Source organism: Saccharospirillum mangrovi (assembly GCF_003367315.1).
In the GTDB taxonomy this organism is placed as follows: Bacteria; Pseudomonadota; Gammaproteobacteria; order Pseudomonadales; family Natronospirillaceae; genus Saccharospirillum; species Saccharospirillum mangrovi.
The window spans coordinates 2,954,543-2,973,773 of sequence record NZ_CP031415.1 but is presented as its reverse complement, the minus strand read 5'-3'; the positions used below and the strand labels follow the sequence as shown (position 1 = coordinate 2,973,773).

At 57.6% G+C, this 19,231-nt stretch carries 17 protein-coding genes; 9 read left to right on the top strand and 8 right to left on the bottom strand.

Translation table 11 applies throughout. The annotated features are described in order from the left end of the window. Positions 1-4 precede the first annotated feature (4 nt). From DW349_RS14085 to DW349_RS14065, 5 genes are all read right to left on the bottom strand, one after another. The gene (locus DW349_RS14085; protein WP_108126367.1) at positions 5-292 is read right to left on the bottom strand and encodes a sarcosine oxidase subunit delta; all 288 of its coding nucleotides are present in this window, start codon (positions 290-292) and stop codon (positions 5-7) included. Between the two features lie 15 nt (positions 293-307). After that, the gene (locus tag DW349_RS14080) at positions 308-1,561 is read right to left on the bottom strand and encodes a sarcosine oxidase subunit beta family protein (RefSeq protein WP_108126366.1); all 1,254 of its coding nucleotides are present in this window, start codon (positions 1,559-1,561) and stop codon (positions 308-310) included. 170 nt (positions 1,562-1,731) lie between these two features. Beyond that, positions 1,732-3,114 (bottom strand): L-serine ammonia-lyase, encoded by a 1,383-nt coding sequence (locus tag DW349_RS14075; RefSeq protein WP_108126365.1) that lies wholly within the window; start codon positions 3,112-3,114, stop codon positions 1,732-1,734. 184 nt (positions 3,115-3,298) lie between these two features. Then, the gene (gene glyA / locus DW349_RS14070; protein WP_108126364.1) at positions 3,299-4,561 is read right to left on the bottom strand and encodes a serine hydroxymethyltransferase; all 1,263 of its coding nucleotides are present in this window, start codon (positions 4,559-4,561) and stop codon (positions 3,299-3,301) included. Positions 4,562-4,674: 113 nt separating this feature from the next. Beyond that, entirely contained in the window at positions 4,675-5,946 is a 1,272-nt protein-coding gene (locus DW349_RS14065; RefSeq protein ID WP_108126363.1) for an aromatic ring-hydroxylating oxygenase subunit alpha, read from the bottom strand. Positions 5,947-6,254: 308 nt separating this feature from the next. Here DW349_RS14065 and DW349_RS14060 point away from each other — a divergent pair, with 308 nt between their 5' ends. The 3 genes from DW349_RS14060 (at position 6,255) to DW349_RS14050 (ending at position 10,214) form a co-directional block, all read left to right on the top strand. Further along, entirely contained in the window at positions 6,255-7,385 is a 1,131-nt protein-coding gene (locus DW349_RS14060) for an FAD-binding oxidoreductase (RefSeq protein WP_108126362.1), read from the top strand. 492 nt (positions 7,386-7,877) lie between these two features. Continuing rightward, entirely contained in the window at positions 7,878-9,029 is a 1,152-nt protein-coding gene (gene gbdR, locus DW349_RS14055; protein ID WP_108126361.1) for a choline metabolism transcriptional regulator GbdR, read from the top strand. Between the two features lie 192 nt (positions 9,030-9,221). Continuing rightward, on the top strand, positions 9,222-10,214 hold the full coding sequence (locus DW349_RS14050) for a dipeptidase (RefSeq protein WP_108126360.1): 993 nt from the start codon (positions 9,222-9,224) through the stop codon (positions 10,212-10,214). On the opposite strand, the gene DW349_RS14045 is transcribed toward DW349_RS14050, so the two are convergent. Genes DW349_RS14045 through DW349_RS14035 form a run of 3 tightly spaced genes read right to left on the bottom strand, consistent with a single transcriptional unit; the run spans position 10,150 to position 11,455 of the window. Further along, on the bottom strand, positions 10,150-10,806 hold the full coding sequence (locus tag DW349_RS14045) for a DUF2306 domain-containing protein (RefSeq protein ID WP_108126359.1): 657 nt from the start codon (positions 10,804-10,806) through the stop codon (positions 10,150-10,152). The genes DW349_RS14050 and DW349_RS14045 overlap by 65 nt on opposite strands. Then, a complete protein-coding gene (locus DW349_RS14040; protein ID WP_108126358.1) occupies positions 10,803-11,150 on the bottom strand; it encodes a hypothetical protein in 348 nt (115 codons plus the stop codon). The genes DW349_RS14045 and DW349_RS14040 overlap by 4 nt, the downstream gene beginning before the upstream one ends. Continuing rightward, a complete protein-coding gene (locus DW349_RS14035) occupies positions 11,147-11,455 on the bottom strand; it encodes a Bor/Iss family lipoprotein (protein ID WP_108126357.1) in 309 nt (102 codons plus the stop codon). Before DW349_RS14035 ends, DW349_RS14040 begins: the two co-directional genes overlap by 4 nt. Before the next feature lie 106 nt (positions 11,456-11,561). On the opposite strand from DW349_RS14035, the gene DW349_RS14030 reads away from it, so the two are divergent. The 6 genes from DW349_RS14030 to etfB all read left to right on the top strand — a co-directional run bounded on the left by DW349_RS14030 (position 11,562) and on the right by etfB (position 19,227). Continuing rightward, positions 11,562-12,443: a LysR family transcriptional regulator gene (locus DW349_RS14030; RefSeq protein WP_108126356.1), complete on the top strand. Its 882-nt coding sequence runs from the start codon at positions 11,562-11,564 to the stop codon at positions 12,441-12,443. A 99-nt stretch (positions 12,444-12,542) separates the two neighbouring features. Beyond that, the gene (locus DW349_RS14025; RefSeq protein WP_108126355.1) at positions 12,543-13,073 is read left to right on the top strand and encodes a DUF5943 domain-containing protein; all 531 of its coding nucleotides are present in this window, start codon (positions 12,543-12,545) and stop codon (positions 13,071-13,073) included. Positions 13,074-13,143: 70 nt separating this feature from the next. Next, the gene (gene dgcA / locus DW349_RS14020; protein WP_108126354.1) at positions 13,144-15,207 is read left to right on the top strand and encodes a dimethylglycine demethylation protein DgcA; all 2,064 of its coding nucleotides are present in this window, start codon (positions 13,144-13,146) and stop codon (positions 15,205-15,207) included. Between the two features lie 102 nt (positions 15,208-15,309). Then, complete coding sequence (locus tag DW349_RS14015; protein WP_108126353.1) at positions 15,310-17,199, top strand: (Fe-S)-binding protein; 1,890 nt, start codon at positions 15,310-15,312, stop codon at positions 17,197-17,199. Continuing rightward, positions 17,199-18,449, top strand: coding sequence for an electron transfer flavoprotein subunit alpha (etfA, locus tag DW349_RS14010; protein ID WP_108126352.1), 1,251 nt, complete (start codon positions 17,199-17,201; stop codon positions 18,447-18,449). Before DW349_RS14015 ends, etfA begins: the two co-directional genes overlap by 1 nt. Beyond that, a complete protein-coding gene (gene etfB / locus DW349_RS14005) occupies positions 18,439-19,227 on the top strand; it encodes an electron transfer flavoprotein subunit beta (protein ID WP_108126351.1) in 789 nt (262 codons plus the stop codon). Before etfA ends, etfB begins: the two co-directional genes overlap by 11 nt. The last annotated feature ends 4 nt before the right edge of the window (positions 19,228-19,231 follow it).

The window sequence follows — 19,231 nt, the reverse complement described above, 5'->3', positions numbered from 1 at the left end:
TCGCTCACGGCTGGGCTGTCACGCTGGGTTGTTCACCCAGGCGATAGGTTTCGAGGATGACGTAGCTTTGGGTATCGCGGGTGACGTTGAAAAATTTCCGGCAACCGGCGGCGTGCACCCAGAGTTCGTGATGAAGGCCGCGCGGGTTGTCGCGGAAATACATGAAATTGCCCCATTCTTCGTCACTGCAATTGTCCGGGTCCAGCGGCCGGGCAATGTGCGCCTGACCTTTGGCGTGAAATTCTTCCTCTTCGCGATGCTCGTCGCAGTAAGGGCAGTGGATATAAAACATCGGTGCGCTCCTGAATCAGTGGGCAACGCCAGCGGCGCCGTGTTCGTCGACCAGCGCGCCGCTGTGAAAGCGGAACATGGAAAAGGGTTTCGCCAGTTTGCTGGCTTCGCCTTGGGCCAGAGTTTCAGCGAACACATGGCCGGAACCGGGCGTGGCTTTGAAACCGCCAGTGCCCCAACCGCAGTTGAAAAACAGATTGCCCACCGGCGTGTCGGAAATGATCGGGCAGGCGTCGGGCGTGGTGTCGACAATGCCGCCCCACTGACGGTTCATGCGCACCCGGCTGAACATGGGGAACAGTTCGACGATGGCTTGCAGCGTGTGTTCGATGGTCGGGTAGGAACCGCGTTGGCCGTAGCCGTTGTAACCGTCGATGCCAGCGCCGATCACCAGATCGCCCTTGTCCGATTGTGAGATATAGCCGTGCACCTGATTCGACATCACCACGGTGTCGAGAATCGGTCGGATCGGTTCGGACACCAGTGCCTGCAACGGATGCGATTCCACCGGCAAATTGAAGCCAGCCATCTTGGCGACCACGCCGGAATTCCCGGCGACCACACAACCGATGCGGTCGGCGCGAATCTCACCGTATTGTTTGGTGTGCACGCCCACGGCGTTGCCGTTTTGCTGCACGATGCCATCGACTTCGCATTGCTGAATCAGATCGACACCCAGCGCATCGGCGGCGCGGGCAAAGCCCCAGGCCACGGCATCGTGACGCGCTACGCCACCGCGCGGTTGCCAGGAAGCGCCGAGAATCGGATAGCGGGTATGGCTGGAGCAATTCATCATCGGCACGAGTTTTTGTACGCCAGCGGTGTCGAGCACCACGCCGTCGATGCCGTTCAGACGGTTGGCGTTGACGCGCCGTTCGATGTCGCGCATGTCTTGCAGGGTGTGGCCTAAATTCAATACGCCACGCTGCGAAAACATCAGGTTGTAGTTCAGATCCTGCGCCAGACCTTCCCAGAGTTTCATCGCGTGTTCGTACAGCCAGGCGGCTTCGTCCCATAAATAATTCGAGCGCACGATGGTGGTGTTGCGCGCTGTGTTGCCGCCGCCGAGGTAGCCTTTTTCGATCACGGCGACGTTGGTGATGTTGTGCACTTTCGCCAGGTAATAAGCGGTCGCCAAACCGTGGCCGCCGCCACCAACGATGATGACGTCGTAATGTTTTTTCGGTTCAGGATTACGCCACACCCGCTGCCAGTTTTCGTGGTGGCTGAGCGCGTGTTTGAGCAATCCGAAGCCGGAATACTTCTGCATGGTGTCGGGTCCTCTGCAATGGACGCTGACCGACCCTAGCGGCTTTTAGCCAGCCGCACAAAGTCGGGCGCAGGATGAAGCGATGGTAGGCGGGCACCGCTGGTGTGGTCTGCTTGGCGACGACACAGCGGTGATGATTTGCGACAAGCGCTGGTCGGAAACGGACCGGCTCAACATTCGATGACGTTTACCGCCAGGCCACCGCGCGAGGTTTCCTTGTATTTGTCGAGCATGTCGCGGCCGGTGTCGCGCATGGTGCGGATCACTTTGTCGAGCGAGACGAAATGCTCGCCGTTGCCGCGCATCGCCATTACCGCCGCGTTAATCGCTTTCACCGCGCCGATGGCGTTGCGTTCGATGCAGGGCACTTGCACCAAGCCGCCGATCGGATCGCAGGTCAGACCCAGGTGATGTTCCATGCCGATCTCGGCGGCGTTTTCGACTTGCTCTGGCGTCGCGCCGGTCGCGGCTGCCAAACCGGCCGCCGCCATCGCACAGGCGGAACCGACTTCGCCCTGGCAACCGACTTCGGCGCCGGAAATCGAGGCGTTTTCTTTAAACAGAATGCCAATGGCGGCGGCGGTGAGCAGAAAGCGAATCACGCCGTCTTCGTCGGCGTTCGGGCACCAGTGCCAGTAATAATGCAGCACCGCTGGAATGATGCCCGCCGCGCCGTTGGTGGGCGCGGTGACCATGCGACCGCCGGCGGCGTTTTCTTCGTTCACCGCCAGCGCGTACAGGTTTACCCAGTCGAGCGCGCTTAATGACGGCGAAATCAGATCGAGCCGGTCGTGCGCGGTAAGCGAAGCATATAAGGCCGCCGCACGACGTTTTACTTTCAATCCGCCGGGCAGAACGCCCTCGTTGTGAATGCCGTTTTGCACACATTCCTGCATCACCTGCCAGATGTGCAGAATGCCGTCGCGCACGTCGGTTTCGCTGCGCCAGGCCTGTTCGTTGGCGAGCATGAGTTCGGCGATGCTGAGTTGGTTGGCCTGGCATTGTTTGAGCAAATCGTCACCGGTTTTGAACGGGTAGGGCAGTGGCGTTTTGTCTTCGACAATGCGGTCGGCACCGGCGGCCGATTCATCGACTACAAAGCCGCCGCCAACGGAATAATAGGTGCGTTCTCGCACGATGCCGCCGTTGGCATCGAAGGCAAAAAACGTCATGCCGTTGGGGTGAAACGGCAGCGATTCTTTTTTGTGATAGGTCAGGTCGGCGCGTTCGTTGAAGGCAATGCTGTGCTCGCCGTTCAGTAGCAACTGGCCTTGTTCGCGAATGGCGTCGGTGCGTGGCAACACAATGGCCGGGTCAATCTGGTCCGGCTGATGGCCTTCCAATCCCATCAATACTGCCGGTCCGGTGCCGTGGCCTTTGCCGGTGGCGCCGAGTGACCCGTAGAGCTGAATGTCGATGCGCTGCACGGCGGTCAGTTGCGCATCGGCGATTAACCCTTGCACAAAACGATAGGCCGCCGCCATCGGTCCAACGGTGTGAGAGCTGGACGGGCCGATGCCGATTTTCAACATGTCGAACAGGCTGATCGCCATGGCGGTTAATTCTCCGGATTTGATGTTGTTGGTTTGGCAGATTGGAATCCGCGCTGGCTGCTCGCTCTGCGGTTTGGCGGTCGGCGTGAACCCGTCCTTGGGGCCTTGGCCGCAGCATCCATGCTGCGGACATCCGCCCAGCCGCAGAGCGAGCAGCCAGCGCTCGCTCGGAGAAAGTGGTGACTCAGCCGTATGCCGGGAAGTCGCGACACAGCTGGCTGACTTTTGTGCGTACCTCAGCGATGGCCGCTGTGGCATCGCCCGCTTGCAACGCGTCCAGAATATCGGCAATCCAGCTGGCGACCTGTTTGGCTTCGGCCTGCTGCAAACCGCGCGTGGTGATGACCGGCGAACCGATGCGCAAACCGGACGTCACAAACGGCGATTGCGGATCGTTCGGCACGGCGTTTTTGTTCACCGTGATGTGCGCTTCGCCCAGAGCGGCGTCGGCGTCTTTGCCGGTTAAACCCTGTTTGACCAGACTGAGCAGAAACAGATGGTTGTCGGTGCCGCCGGACACCACATCGTAGCCGCGCTCGATAAACACCTCGGCCATGGCCTGGGCGTTGCGCACCACCTGATGTTGGTAATCGCGGAAGTCGGCTTCGGCGGCTTCTTTAAAGGCTACGGCTTTGGCGGCGATAACGTGCATCAAGGGGCCGCCCTGGCCGGCGGGGAAAACAGCGGAGTTCAGTTTTTTCTCCAGTTCCGGCTGGCCTTTGGTGAGGATCAAACCACCGCGTGGACCGCGCAGTGTTTTGTGCGTTGTGGTGGTTACCACGTGCGCGTGCGGGATCGGGTTGGGGTAGGCGCCGGCCGCAACCAGACCGGCGACGTGCGCCATATCGACCATCAAATAAGCGCCAACCGAATCGGCAATTTGCCGAAAACGGGCCCAGTCTACGATGCGTGAATAGGCGGAAAAACCGGCGACGATCATCGCTGGTTTGTGTTCGTTTGCCAGCGCCTGAACGGCGTCGTAATCAATCTCGCCGGTCGATTCGTCCAAGCCATATTGGATGGCGTTGTACAGCTTGCCGGAAAAGCTGACGTGGGCACCGTGGGTTAAATGGCCGCCGTGCGCCAGGCTCATGCCGAGCACCGTGGCACCGGGTTCGCACAGTGCCATATACACAGCGGCGTTGGCTTGCGAACCGGAGTGCGGTTGGACGTTGGCGTAGTCGGCATCGAACAGGGCTTTGGCGCGTTCGATAGCGAGTTCTTCCACCACATCGACGTGTTCGCAGCCGCCGTAATAACGCTTGCCGGGATAGCCTTCGGCGTACTTGTTGGTCAACGCCGTGCCTTGGGCCTCCATCACCAGCGGGCTGGTGTAGTTTTCCGAGGCGATCAGTTCCAGATGGTCTTCCTGACGTTGGGTTTCAGCTTCAATGGCGTGCCACAAAGCGGCGTCGAAATCGGCGAGGGTGCGAGTGCGGCTGAACATGAGCGGCGTCCTGTAATTGGCAAGTTGCCGCTCATCTTAGGTCTGGATGGGTTGGGGAAACTGCTCTGGCACGACAATCGGATGTTGATTTACGACAGTCGCGCCAGCGTTGTTTATTGCGCGGTGCCCGGCAAATTTTTCAGCACGGCATCGCTGTACCAGTCGAGAAAATTAATGACGCCGAATTCGTAGGTTTTCGAATACGGACCCGGCTGATACGCCAGCGAATTAATGCCGCGCTGGTTTTGTTCGGCCAGGGTGCGGTCCTGCTTGTTGGTCTGGTCCCAAACGTAGCGCAGTTTTTCCACATCGTAATCCTGGCCTTCAACGGCGTCTTTGTGCACCAGCCATTTGGTGGTGACCAACGTTTTCTGCGCCGATACCGGAATCACCTGAAAGACGATGGCGTGGTCGCTCTGCATGTGGTTCCAGGAATTGGGCAAATGCAAAATGCGCAGCGAGCCGAGTTCCTGATTCTGGATGCGGCCCATGTTCAGTTTGCAGGCCGGTTTGCCGTCCATCGTCATTACTGCGGTGCCTTCTTTTAATGGCATGCGTACCAGACGATTGCGCAAACCGAATTCGGCGTGCTTGTGCGGAATGCCTTCGGCGTCCCATTTGGCCGACTGGCTTTCGCACAGCGCCAGAAATTCCGGGGTGGCGCGCGGGTCGTTGGTGTCGTCCCACTCCAGCAAAGTGCGCAGCAATTCCGGGTGTGAACCGGAGCAGTGGTAGCACTCGCGGTTGTTTTCGATCACCAGTTTCCAGTTGGCGTTTTCTTCCAAGGTGACTTCCGCAGCGACCTTGGCGTTTTCCATGTCGTACGGCTCCATGTAGGTCGCCAGCGTTGCCAGGTAATCGTCAATCGCTGGCGGTTCGCCTTCGGCCAGACTGACATAAATAAAGCCGCCGGCGGTTTTGCAGTGCGCCGGTTTCAGGCTGAACTGGCTCTTGTCGAAATCGTCGCCCATGTCGGAGCCGGCAAAAATCAGGTTGCCTTTTAGGTCGTAGGTCCATTGGTGGTACGGGCAGGTGATATTGGCGACCTTGCCTTTGGCGCCAGTGCAGACGCGTGAACCGCGGTGGCGGCAGACGTTGTGGAAGGCGCGTACTTCGCCGTCGCGGTCGCGCACAATCAACACCGGGTTCTGACCGATATCGACCGTTATGTAATTGCCCGCCGCCGGCACTTCGCAGGTCATGCCGACGAACAGCCATTCCTTCATAAAGACTTCTTCCATGTCGACGCGGAACAGCAGCGGGTCGTTGTACAACGACCGCGGCAACGACAGATGGCGTGAACGCTCCTGCAACAACCGACTCATATCCTGGCGGGCGTCGGTGATGTTTGAGTAGGTCAGATTGAGTAAATCGGTTTCGGTCATCGCAGCGATTCCTGTAAGCGACAAGATTTCTGTACACACAAAAAGAACCCGGGATGGTCGTCGCCTGTGCGCTCGGCCACCGTTAGTAACCGCATTTTGTTTAAGGTTTTCAGACGGCAATTATCCAATCACGACATTCGCCGTTTGCTTTTCGACGCGGGCGTGACCCATGTCGCGTACAGAACCGCTGGGAGGCTTACCTGATCAATAGAATGTCGCAAATGGTTAACTGGTCGTTTTCGGTTTTGCCGAGAATGCGATGACTGACCGTGACCGACGGCCCTTGCTCCGGTGGAGACCGAAAACAGATGACCAGTATTACCGAAAGCACCGAATCGGCGTTGGCGCCGTTCAACCCGCTCAATACCCGGGTGTGGGCCAATGGCCGCCATCAGGTGCGCTGTGTGCGGGTGATCAGCGAAACCCGCGATGTGAAAACCTTCTGTTTCAATGCCGAACAGCCGGTGATGTTCTTCTTCAAGCCCGGCCAGTTTGTCACGCTGGAGCTGGAGATCGACGGCGAACAGGTGATGCGGTCTTACACCATTTCCAGCTCGCCCTCGGTGCCGTACAGCTTTTCCATCACCGTTAAACGGGTGCCGGGCGGCCGGGTCTCGAACTGGTTGCACGACAATCTGAAAGAGCAGGACGAACTGGCGGTGCACGGTCCGGTCGGCAACTTCAACTGCATCGATAACCCGGCCGAAAAAGTGCTGTTGTTGTCGGGCGGTGTTGGCATCACACCGCTGATGTCGATGGCGCGCTGGTACTTCGACACCAACGCCGATGTCGATATGGCCTTTGTGCACAGCGCCCGCACGCCGGCCGATGTCATCTTCCAGCGCGAACTCGAACACATGTGTTCCCGCGTTAAAAGTTTCGAGTTGTCGGTGATCTGTGAGCGCACGGAAATCGGCCAGGCCTGGAACGGTTACCGCGGCTATTTGGATCTCGCCAAGCTGCAAATGATTGCGCCGGATTTTATGAACCGTCGCATTTTTTGCTGTGGCCCGACGCCTTACATGCGCACCATAAAAGCGCTTCTGGAAGAAAACGGCTTCGATATGGAGCGTTACCACCAGGAATCGTTCGGCGCCACGCCGGAAGCGGTAACCGAGGAAGCGCTCGAACAGGCCGAAATTGCCAGCAAGGAAGCCGAAGAAATCAAAGACGGCGATATGTTCACCGTCGAGTTCACCGAGTCTGGCATGAGCGTTCAGGTGCCGCCGGGCGAGATGGTGCATGTGGCCGCCAGCCGGCTGGGCATTAACATTCCCAAGGGCTGCGGCGTCGGCATCTGCGGTACCTGCAAGGTGATGAAGAAGTCCGGCGAAGTCGCCATTCAACACAACGGCGGCATCACCGACGACGACCTGGCCGAGGGTTATATCCTGTCGTGTTGCAGTACGCCCTTGTCGGATGTCGTCATCGAATACTAGCGTGCGCTGAAACGATGCTTTGGGGCAGGTCGGTTTCCGGCCTCGTTCTCTTTCAAAGCTCTATTGCCTATCACTGTTTCTTAGTTCCACTTCCACGGCCGGGGTGTGTCGTTTTTGGACGAACAACCCGGCTCAGTGTGTCGTTTATAGACAACTTCTTCGCCATCCGGCGGCATACCATTGGCCGAATCGCAGCGGCTTCAGTGGGCCGAGGCTGATGGCGTGCCGGCCGTCTAGCATGCGGGTTTGCGGGCAATGCAAACAATAAAAATGGCCCGGGAATTGCTAAATCGTTGGACGGTGGATGGCCGACTCAGATGTCGCTTTTTGTCGCTTCCTAATGTCTCTTCTACCGTCGATACATTACCCGTGTTCAGGGGTTCCGATCCGGGATTTAACCCGGACACCCCAGGTCCAATGGCCAGGCGTCGCTGCAATTGGCAACGCGCTTAAGTTGGAAAATGCTTAAGTAAGAAGACAGAGGGTCAGTCCGTGAGTGCAAACGCTGCGTTTCCCAGTGATGTCATCAATGCCGCTCCTTATCGCGTCGGCTTTTTGCTGCTCGATAACTTCACCATGGTGGCGTTGGCATCGGCCATCGATCCATTGCGCATGGCCAACCAATTGACCGGCCGCGAACTTTACACCTGGCGGTTGATGTCGGCGGACGGCGCCATCGTCAAAGCCAGTGACGGCATCGCCATCGCACCGGATGGCTCCATCGCCGATCGGGATGTGTTCGACATTGTTATTGTCGTCGGCGGTGTCGACATCACCCGTTCCTACACCCCGGCGCAAATCAGTTGGCTGCAATCCCAGGCCAACAAAAAAGTGCTGATGGGTGCGGTCTGCACCGGCGCCTATGTACTGGCCGCCGCCGGTCTGCTCGATGGCTACAACTGCAGCGCTCACTGGGAATGCCTGGCCGCGTTGCAGGAACGCTTCCCGCGCGTGAACTGCACCAACCACCTTTATACGCTCGATCGCAACCGCATGACCTGCACCGGCGGTGGCGTACCGATGGACATGATGCTGTCGATGATCACCCGCCAGCATGGCAAGGCGTTGACCTCTGCCATCTGCGACATGTTCCTGTGCGACCGGGTACGCTCGGACAACGAACAGCAACGCGCGCCACTGCGTCGTCTGCTGACCAGCGCCCAACCCAAGCTGGCAGAAGTGACCGAGTTGATGGAATCGAACATCGAAGAACCGATTGAGCTGGAAGAACTCGCCAGCTACGTCGGCATTTCCCGCCGGCAGTTGGAGCGGTTGTTCCTGAAACACCTGAACTGCACGCCGTCGCGTTATTACCTGAAGCTGCGTCTGGATCGGGCGCGTCAACTGCTCAAGCAAACCAGTTGCTCAATCATCGAAGTGGCTGCCATGTGCGGCTTCGTATCCGCGCCGCATTTCAGCCGTTGCTATCGCAAATACATCGGTATTTCGCCGAAAGAAGAACGCTTGGCGATCTGGGCCATTGGTCCTTTGGACTCGGTGTCGGCTGAAGGCGCCTTGGCTGAACTGCCCAGCGCCTCGGTCAGTGCACTGCGGCTGGCGCAAGCCGAGCCAACATACGGCGCGGTTAACTTTGTGGCCAGCCCGTTAAAAACACCGGCACCCGCATTGGCTGTTTCTGGCTGAAACGACGTGCATTGCGTTTAGGTGTGCATTGCGTTTAAAGGCTCGCTATTGGCGAGCTTTTTTATGCGGCATAGGGCCGCAGTGCAGCATGTCGATTTTGGGTTTGCCGTTGTCGCGTCCAGTGAATTGGGCGCATAGAGCGCTGGATACACTGCCAGCATCCATCCCTTTTTTATTCGCCGAGGCTTTGCCATGACCGCCGCCAACCTGCACCAGGATTCCATCATCATCGATGGTCTGATCATCGCCAAATGGGGCCGTGAGCTGTTTGAAGACATGCGCAAAGGCCAACTCACTGCGGCCAATTGCACGGTCTCAGTCTGGGAAGATTTTCAGGATACGGTCGATAACATCGTCCAGGTGAACCGCCTGATCGAAGCCAACAGCGACTTGGTGATGAAGGTTGAAACCACGGCCGATATTTTGAAAGCCAAAGAACTGGGCAAAACCGGCATCATCTTCGGCTTCCAAAACGCTCACGCTTTTGAAGACCAACTCGGTTATGTGCAGATCTTCAAAGACCTCGGCGTTGGCGTGGTGCAGATGTGCTACAACACCCAGAACCTGATCGGCACTGGTTGTTACGAACGCGATGGCGGGCTGTCTGGTTTTGGTCACGAAGTGGTCGCCGAAATGAACCGCGTCGGCATCATGTGTGACCTGTCACACGTCGGCAGCAAAACCTCCGAAGAAGTGATCTTGGCGTCGAAAAAACCGGTCTGTTATTCGCACTGTTTGCCGTCCGGTTTGAAAGAACATCCGCGTAATAAATCCGACGAAGAATTGAAGTTTATTGCCGACCACGGCGGCTTTGTTGGCGTTACCATGTTCACGCCGTTTTTGGCGAAGGGGCCGGATGCGACCATCGACGATTACGTCGAAGCCATCGCCTACATTCTCGACATCGTTGGCGAAGACCAGATCGGTATCGGCACCGATTTCACCCAAGGCCAGGACAAAGCCTTCTTCGATTATCTGGTGCACGACAAAGGCTACGCCCGCGAACTCACCCAGTTCGGAAAAATCGTCAACCCCGAAGGCATTCGCACCGTCGGTGAATTTCCCAACCTGACCGAAGCGCTGTTGCGCAACGGTTTCTCCGAACGCCTGACGCAGAAAATCATGGGCGAAAACTGGATGCGGATATTGGGTGAAGTCTGGGGCGACGAACCCAGCCACCAATAACCGCTTCAGCGATTACAACATTGATTAACCAGCCCGCGCCCATGCACAGGGTGCGGGCAAGTTCACCGGCCAGTTCAGGCCAAATCAACAACGGCAGATGCGTCAGCACTTGCGTGCCGGCGCCCATCCCCACCGCATAAGCGCGAATCATCCAGGCACTGTGTTGGGAAAACCGGCGCTGCCGAATTCTGGTCAGCCCCAACATCAGCGACCACAACATCCAGCTTCCAGCCAGCCAACGCAGCATCAGCAGCGCCGCGCCATCGTATGGTCCGTGCGGATAGAACTGGCTCAACATCAGGCCGGAGAAGGCGGCAACGACGCCGCTGAACCAGACGCTCATACCCAGTCGCCAGTGCCAGCGAGCCTGGTGCGCGCGGCTTAATGGTGACAGTTGCAACGGTGCCAGCCAGCCAAAACAGATCACGGCGGTAACGTGCAGCACCAGTGCCACAGCCAGTGGCGAGCCGGCCGCTACCGGCAACGGCTGCGGCACGATGGCGGACCACTGCAACAAGCGAACGGCACCGGCCAGGCTGGGCACCAGCGCCAGCAACCAGGCGGCGGCGATCCAACACCAGGCGCGTTTCATTGCTTGCTACCGGCGTGACCCCGGCATTCGACAACGATCCGGCTTGGCGTCCAGGCGCCCATGCTCAATACCGACGGTCCGAAAAACGGCCACATAGCGGCCGAGGCCGGCACCGCCAGGGCGCTGTGTTCGGTGCGAATGGTCTGCCAGTCGCCACCCTGACACAGTTGGTTTGTATCGACTGGCCGGCTCAGTTCCAGGCTGCCGTACAGCGTGGCGTGATGCCATTGGCCGCTGCGATAGGTAGCCGTGTCGTCCTCGGCTGGCGTGTTGTGAAAGGTCAGATAGGTGCAGCCATTGAGGCTGGCCGCAACCAGCAGCAAAACCGGGGAAAAACGCTTCATGGCTGTATCTCCGCAGTTGAATGGGCGCACCAGGTATCCAGAGTCAAAGGTGCGTAGAGGCCCAGCGACAGCAGTGTTAAGGCGCCATCGCTGAAAGAGCGATAGGCCTGAATTTGCTGTACGTCTTCGGCGGGACAGGCGTGGTCGATGGATACCTGGTTGTCGCCCATCCAGCCGAAAAGATAGAAGGGCCGGTGTTCGCGAACGCTGGGCTCGCCCTCAACCCCGGCCGTCGGGGCCAGAGTGACGGTCGAGCAGGCGGTGATCAGGGTAATGCTGATCAGCAAGTAAAGACGAAGTGGCATGGGATTCCCCGAGCGTTGGTGAAAGACGCTTCTAGGTTAAGCATGCAATTACGATTAGTATTTACGCAAAATGGCAAGCTGAGCATGCATTAGTGCAGGGTGTGCGATGGATTGGCGATCGGTAAATTTCGATTGGAACCGGGCCCGCGCCTTCTTGGTGACGGCGGAAGAAGGGTCGTTTTCAGCGGCCGCCCAGGCATTGGGCGTGGCGCAACCGACCTTGGGACGACAAGTGGCCGCGCTGGAGCAGGAACTGGGCGTGGTGTTGTTCGAACGCCACGCTAATGCCGTCGAGTTGACACCCCAGGGCGTGGAAATGGCGCACTTTGTCCGCCGAATGGCGCAGGCGGCGAACGAGTTTTCGTTATCGGCGTCTGGCCATTCGCAATCGCTCAGCGGCCCGGTGACGCTGAGCGCGACCGAACTGATGGCGGTGCATTTGCTGCCGCCCATTCTGACCCGGCTGAAACAACAGCATCCGGGTTTGCACCTGCAACTGATCGCCACCAACTCCAGCAGCGACCTGATGCGCCGCGAGGCCGACATCGCCATCCGCGCCTACCGGCCAACCGAGCCGGAACTGATTGCCCGCAAAGTCCGGCAAACGCTTTACGGCCTTTATGCCTCGGCCGACTACCTGGATTCGCTGGATCACTACGCGCTGGAGAAAATGGAGTTTGTCGGCTTCGATCAGGCGGACCAGTTACTGACGCTGATCCAGGCGTTTGCACCGGAGGTGACGCTGGCGCAGTTCACCACCACGGTGAATCACAACATCGCCAACTGGTCGATGGTCAAAAGCGGCGCTGGCGTTGGCGTTATGCTGACCGAAATCGGCGATGCCGAACCCGGTATCCGCCGTGTGTTTCCGGAACTGACCTTGCCAAGCACCGACATCTGGCTGGTGGCCCACCGCGAACTGCGCACCAGCCGGCGCGTGCGCCTGGTGTACGACTATCTGGCGCAGGCGCTTGAAACAGCAAATTGAGGCGGTTGCGCTTTTGGTTTAGCCAATGTCGTTTCCAGTTCAGGCCCGCTGAACCCCCATCCGTAGACTGGGTTGCATCGTTGAACCCGAGTCTTTCCCATGTCTTATCACGCCCCGGAAATGCCCATCGAAGTTGACGACGACACCGGCGTCTGGACCACCGATGCGCTGCCCATGCTGTACGTGCCCCGGCACTTTTTCATCAACAACCATCAGGCTATTGAAGACGAAATTGGTGCCGAACGTTACGCCGAAATTCTCTACAAAGCCGGTTACAAATCCGCCTGGCACTGGTGTGAAAAAGAAGCGCAATTACATGGCTTGAACGGCGCAGCCGTATTCGAGCATTACATGCGTCGACTATCGCAACGTGGCTGGGGTTTATTCAGCATCGAACAGCTGGACATTGCAGCGGGAACTGCACGAGTTCGCCTCGACCATTCCGCGTTCGTGTATTTCTACGGCAAGGTCAATCGCAAGGTGGATTACATGTTCACCGGTTGGTTCGCCGGCGCGCTGGATCAAATTGCCGAGGCTCAAGGATTGGCAATAAAAACCCGAGCGGTACAAACACAGAGTGCAGCACAAGAGGGCGTCGATTTCGGTTTGTTCGACGTTACACCACTCTAGTTCGCCGACCTTCAACATTCAGTGAGACCCGGACGGCCGTTCCCGTTCGGGCTCAACCGGGAGCCGCTTTATGTCCCAGTTTGAAAAACTGTTCACGCCGCTGAAAATCAATCAGCTCACCATTCGTAACCGCGTGGTCAGTACCGCGCACGCCGAGGTGTACGCCACCGACGGCGGCATGACCACCGAACGCTACATCAAATACTACGAAGAAAAAGCCAAAGGTGGTTGCGGTTTGTGCATCTGCGGTGGCTCCAGTGTGGTGTCGATTGACAGCCCGCAAAGCTGGTGGAGTTCGGTTAATTTGTCGACCGATCGCATCATCCCGCACTTTCAGAATCTGGCCGACGCCGTGCATAAACACGGCGGCAAAATCATGATCCAGATTACCCACATGGGCCGGCGTTCGCGTTGGGATGGCGAGAACTGGCCGAACCTGATGTCGCCGTCGGGCATTCGCGAACCGGTGCATCGCGCCACCTGCAAAACCATCGAAGAAGAAGAAATCTGGCGCGTCATTGGCGACTTCGCTCAGGCCGCGCGGCGCGCCAAAGAAGGCGGTCTGGATGGTGTCGAATTGTCGGCCGTACACCAGCACATGATCGACCAGTTCTGGTCACCGCGCGTCAACAAACGCACCGACGAATGGGGCGGCAGTTTTGAAAACCGCATGCGTTTTGGCATGGAAGTGTTGAAGGCGGTACGCGCCGAAGTCGGTCGGGATTTCGTGGTCGGCATGCGCATCTGCGGCGATGAATTTCACCCCGACGGTCTGACTCATGACGACATGAAACAGATCGCCAAATACTACAACGATACCGGCGAAGTCGATTTCTTCGGCGTCGTCGGTTCCGGTTGCGATACCCACAATACGTTGGCAAACGTGATCCCGAATATGTCGTACCCGCCGGAGCCATTTTTGCATTTGGCCGCGGGCATTAAAGAAGTGGTCAGCGTGCCGGTGATTCACGCGCAAAACATCAAAGACCCGAACCAGGCCGAACGCATTCTGGAAGCTGGCTATGTCGATTTTGTCGGTATGACGCGCGCGCACATTGCCGACCCGCATTTTATCGCCAAGATCAAAATGGATCAGGTCGATCAGATTCGGCAGTGCGTCGGCGCCAACTACTGCATCGACCGTCAGTACCAGGGTTTGGATGTGCTGTGCATTCAAAATGCTGCGACTTCCCGCGAGTACATGGGCCTGCCGCACCTCATCGAAAAAACCAGCGGCCCGGTGCGCAACGTCGTGGTTGTCGGCGGTGGACCGGGCGGAATGGAAGCGGCGCGTGTGGCCGCCGAACGCGGGCACAACGTCACCTTGATCGAAAAAGGCAGTGAGCTCGGCGGTCAAATCACACTGGCCGCCAAAGCACCACAGCGCGATCAGATTGCCGGTATCACTCGCTGGTATGCACTGGAATTGGCGCGGCTGAATGTTGAGTTACGTTTCGACACCGCTGCCGATGCGTCCTTGATTCGCGATCTGAATCCGGACGTCTGCATCCTCGCCACCGGCGGCACGCCTTTCCTGCAACAGAACCCGGACTGGGGTTTTGACGAAGGGTTGGTGGTCTCTACCTGGGACATTCTCAGCGGCGCAGTCGAACCCGGCGAGAACGTTCTGGTGTACGACACCATCTGCGAATTTTCCGGCATGTCGGCGGCCGATTATCTGGCCAGCAAAGGCAGCCTGGTGGAATTGGTAACCGACGATATCAAGCCCGGTGTTGGCATCGGCGGCACGACTTTCCCAACGTATTATCGCAGCTTGTACGAGCGCGAAGTCATCATGACGTCTGACATGATGTTGGAAAAAGTCTACGCCGAAGGCGACAAAAAAGTCGCTGTATTGGAAAACGAATACACCGGCCAGAAAGAAGAGCGGGTGGTCGATCAAATCGTTGTCGAAAATGGCACGCGACCAAACGAAGCGCTGTATTACGACTTGAAAGCCGAGTCGATCAACCAAGGCCAGATTGACGTGCAGGCGTTGTTCGATTGCGTGGCGCAGCCAGTTCTGGAAAACAGCGACAGCGGCATGATTCTGTGGCGCCTGGGCGACTGTGTGTCGCAGCGAAACACCCATGCGGCCATCTACGATGCGCTGCGGCTGTGCAAGGATTTGTGAGTGAACGAAAGACGCTGAACGGAAGACGCCTGACGCCAGTTAGTCAAACCCAGCGTTTCGCGTCTTCCGTTCAACGTCTCCCGTTTCGAGCGGAGCGAGACAATGCTTGATCGTATATTACCCGCCTTACTATTGGCTGCGTTGCTGCTGCTGGTGATTGGCGCAGTGCGACGAATTTTATTGTGGCGCGCCGGCCAACCCGAAGCGGTTGATTTAGCGGCCGGTTTATTGGCGATGCCGCGTCGTTATCTGGTCGATTTGCACCATGTGGTGGACCGCGACAAAGCCATGTCGCGCACCCACGTCGCAACCGCTGGTGGGTTTGTGCTGGCGATGCTGCTGATCCTGCCGGTCTATCTGTTCAATCTGCGCAGTCCGTTTTTACTGTGGCCTTTGTTGTTTGCCACGGCCTTGATGTTCGTCGGCGCTGTGTTTGTTACCCGTCGAAGAATTCATCCGCCAGAACGGTTATCCAAAGGCCCATGGATGCGCTTGCCGAAAAGTCTGTTGAGTTTTTCGGCGTCGTTTTTTGTGCTGACGCTCATCGCCAGTGGCTTGTTGCCGGATCAATTTGGCGGCTGGTTATTCAGCGCGATTTTATTGATCGGTATTGCACTGGGTTTATCAGAATTACTCTTCGGCATGGGCTGGGGCGGGCCGATGAAGCACGCCTTTGCCGGTGCCTTGCATCTGGCGTTTCATCGTCGCCCCGAACGCTTTGGCGGTGGCCGTTCGACCGGTTTGAAAGCGGTCGATCTCGATGGCGCTTTGGGCGTCGCCGAACCGAAAGATTTCAAATGGAATCAACTGCTCGGTTTCGACGCCTGCGTACAATGCGGCCGTTGCCAAGCCGTGTGCCCAGCCTTCGCCGCCGGCCAACCGCTGAACCCGAAAAAACTGATTCAGGACATGGTGGTCGGTTTGGCCGGCGGTACCGATGCCAACTACACCGGCAGTGCCTATCCGGGTAAGCCCATCGGCGACGCCAAAGGCGGACCGGGGCAGGTGATTGTCGATGGCCTGGTGAGTGCCGACACCTTGTGGTCGTGCACCACCTGCCGCGCTTGCGTTGAAGAGTGCCCGATGATGATTGAACACGTTGATGCCATCGTCGATATGCGCCGCTATTTGACACTCGAACGCGGCGAGACACCGCACAAAGGCGCGGAAGTGATCGACAACTTAATCGCCACCGATAACCCCAACGGTTTCGACCCGGCCAGCCGTGTGCATTGGGCGGCCGACCTCGAATTACCACTGATAAAAGACAAGCAAAAAGCCGATGTTTTGTTCTGGGTCAGCGACGGTGCTTTTGATATGCGCAGTCAGCGTATTTTGCGCGCCTTCGTAAAAATTTTGCGCGCTGCCAACGTCGATTTCGCGATCCTCGGCGATGAAGAAAAAGACAGCGGCGATGTGGCTCGTCGTCTTGGTGATGACGCCACCTTTCAGCAACTGGCGCGGCAAAATATTGCGACGCTTAGTCAATATCAATTCAACCGCATCGTTACCACCGACCCGCATGCTTTCCACGTGTTGCGCAATGAATACGGTGAACTCGGTGGGCACTACGACGTGATGCATCACAGCATGTTCATCAATGATTTGCTGGAGCAACATCAACTGCGAGTGAATTCCACATCAACCGGCACAGTGACCTATCACGACCCTTGTTATCTGGGCCGCTACAACGGCGAATATGAATCGCCGCGTTCTGTGCTGGCCGCACTGGGAATTGAAGTCAGCGAAATGCAGCGCTCAGGTTTTCGGTCGCGTTGTTGCGGCGGTGGCGGTGGCGCGCCCATTACCGATGTGCCGGGTGAACGCCGTATTGCCGACATGCGCATCGAAGACGCCCGTGCCGTTCAAGCCGATACCATCGCCGTGGCCTGCCAACAATGCACCGCCATGCTCGAAGGTGTAGTCGAACCGCGGCCGCAAATTCGCGATTTGGCAGAACTGGTTGCCGAGCAATTAGCGGAGGTGCATTGATGTCGAATGTCATCCGTCGCAACCCAAGGCTGGAGCGCATTGCGCGCAATCGCCTGCATCCGCAACACGCCGAATTAAACACCGGTGCCGAAGTGCGTGGCCCCACCGGTTTGCTGCGTAAAAATCCACACGCGGTTGGGTTTATCGGCCCGAATGGCATCAAGCGAATTGATCGTTCGGCCAAGTCTGGATCAAACTCTTTGCTGCGTCGCACGGCTCAGAAAACCGCGACAGCGACGGTTGAATTGCCACTGCATCAAGTTAAAACGCCGGACTATTTTATTGCCGTTGTGGTCGATTTAGCCGCTGGCCGTTTAAGCGGTCACGATAAAGACGTGCTCGGTCAGGCGCATCAGTTAGTTGCTGAGCTTGGCGGCCAAGGTGCCGTGTTGGCGGTGGCTTTTGGTCCAGCGCGTGACGTTGATTTCGGCTCGGCCGGCGCCGACCGGTTGCTGCATTTGCCGGATTACCAAGGCTATTGTCCCGAGCAAAAACTCGCTGTGTTAACAGCATTGGAAGCGCAATACACACCGCGCTTCTGGCTGTTCCCGGATTCGGTTCAGGGTGGGGCCGATTTCGGTCGTCGGCTTGCCGTCCGCCTCAATATTCGAGCCGCCACTCACGCCTGGCAGGTATCAGCACAACAAACGGTTTGCCGAGGTGGTCTCGATAAAACCGATTGGCAACGTCCCACGCCGCGCGTTCTATTGCTCGCCGAAGAATGCGCTATGCCTGTCAGTGAAACCCGACACGAAGCCACGCCTATTGATGTGCCTGTTGTTACCAAGGTGGATACACGTATTGAAGATTTGGGCGCGGTGAACGTCGACCCGAGTCAGATTGCGTTGAGTGAGGCGGAATTTATTTTATCGGGCGGAAACGGCGTGCGTGACTGGGACCAATTCCACCAGGTAGCGGCGGCTCTTGGCGCCACCGAAGGCGCCAGCCGAGTCGCCGTTGACGACGGCCACATGCCGCGCTTCCGCCAGGTCGGTGCCACCGGAACCTGGGTGACGGCACGCGTTTATATTGCCGTTGGTATTTCCGGTGCGATCCAGCATCTGCAAGGCATCGGCCAGTGCGACAAAGTGATTGCCATCAACATGGACCCAGGCTGCGACATGGTAAAACGCGCCGATCTTGCTGTGATCGGCGACAGCCAGGCCATCCTGGCGGAGCTGTTAGCCTTGGTCAGCGGCCAGTCGGAAATACCCCTGGAAACGGATGAGGCCTCTCGCCATGTCGCCTGATCAAAACCTGCGAATTACAACTCTGGTTTCCATCGGCCAGCACGAAAAGTCCGGCCGCGAACAACGTGCCGCACAAGACGCTCGTGCGCTGGAAATGGGTTTGAAATTAGCCGGCACCGACGTTCAGGTTCTGCATGTAGGTCCATCCGGCGAGCCGGCCTTAAAGCAATATCTGGGTATGGGATTGCCGCAACTGACGCAGTTAAAAGCAAACCCAGAGAGCGATGTGACGACGATTCTGGCGGATTATTTATCTCAGCATCCAAGCGATATTCTATTAACTGGCATTCGATCTGAAACCGGAGAAGCGTCTGGCCTTTTGCCATATCAATTAGCCGAAAAACTGGGCTGGCCACTGGTCGATCGCATTGCCGATGTGCAATCCATTACCAACGGCAAGGCCGAAATATTACAAGCCTTACCACGCGGCCAACGCCGTTTAATTCGGGTGACATTGCCATTCGTCGCCACTGTCGACATGGCTGCCCCCGCCCCCCGCCAATCCGCCTTCGGCGCCGCCCGCCGCGCCACCATTGATGAACAGGCCATCACAGCCCCAATCGATGAAACCCGCCAGGATTGGCAGCAAACTCCCGCCAAAGCCAAACCGAAACGCCTAAACGTTGTTAAAGCAAAAAACGCGGCTGATCGCTTTAAAGCGGCCACCGCTAAGCCTGCTGGGCAGGGTGGTCAGGTAATTAAGGATGGAACTGATCGTGAAAAAGCTGAAATTATTTTGGAATTATTAAAGTCTGAAGAATTGGCCACAAATCGGTAAGAAC

Coding starts and splice junctions, on each gene's coding strand:
- DW349_RS14085 (WP_108126367.1), bottom strand. CDS start 292: ATGTTTTATATCCACTGCCCTTACTGCGACGAGCATCGCGAAGAGGAA.
- DW349_RS14080 (WP_108126366.1), bottom strand. CDS start 1,561: ATGCAGAAGTATTCCGGCTTCGGATTGCTCAAACACGCGCTCAGCCAC.
- DW349_RS14075 (WP_108126365.1), bottom strand. CDS start 3,114: ATGGCGATCAGCCTGTTCGACATGTTGAAAATCGGCATCGGCCCGTCC.
- glyA (WP_108126364.1), bottom strand. CDS start 4,561: ATGTTCAGCCGCACTCGCACCCTCGCCGATTTCGACGCCGCTTTGTGG.
- DW349_RS14065 (WP_108126363.1), bottom strand. CDS start 5,946: ATGACCGAAACCGATTTACTCAATCTGACCTACTCAAACATCACCGAC.
- DW349_RS14060 (WP_108126362.1), top strand. CDS start 6,255: ATGACCAGTATTACCGAAAGCACCGAATCGGCGTTGGCGCCGTTCAAC.
- DW349_RS14050 (WP_108126360.1), top strand. CDS start 9,222: ATGACCGCCGCCAACCTGCACCAGGATTCCATCATCATCGATGGTCTG.
- DW349_RS14045 (WP_108126359.1), bottom strand. CDS start 10,806: ATGAAACGCGCCTGGTGTTGGATCGCCGCCGCCTGGTTGCTGGCGCTG.
- DW349_RS14040 (WP_108126358.1), bottom strand. CDS start 11,150: ATGAAGCGTTTTTCCCCGGTTTTGCTGCTGGTTGCGGCCAGCCTCAAT.
- DW349_RS14035 (WP_108126357.1), bottom strand. CDS start 11,455: ATGCCACTTCGTCTTTACTTGCTGATCAGCATTACCCTGATCACCGCC.
- DW349_RS14030 (WP_108126356.1), top strand. CDS start 11,562: ATGGATTGGCGATCGGTAAATTTCGATTGGAACCGGGCCCGCGCCTTC.
- DW349_RS14025 (WP_108126355.1), top strand. CDS start 12,543: ATGTCTTATCACGCCCCGGAAATGCCCATCGAAGTTGACGACGACACC.
- dgcA (WP_108126354.1), top strand. CDS start 13,144: ATGTCCCAGTTTGAAAAACTGTTCACGCCGCTGAAAATCAATCAGCTC.
- DW349_RS14015 (WP_108126353.1), top strand. CDS start 15,310: ATGCTTGATCGTATATTACCCGCCTTACTATTGGCTGCGTTGCTGCTG.
- etfA (WP_108126352.1), top strand. CDS start 17,199: ATGTCGAATGTCATCCGTCGCAACCCAAGGCTGGAGCGCATTGCGCGC.
- etfB (WP_108126351.1), top strand. CDS start 18,439: ATGTCGCCTGATCAAAACCTGCGAATTACAACTCTGGTTTCCATCGGC.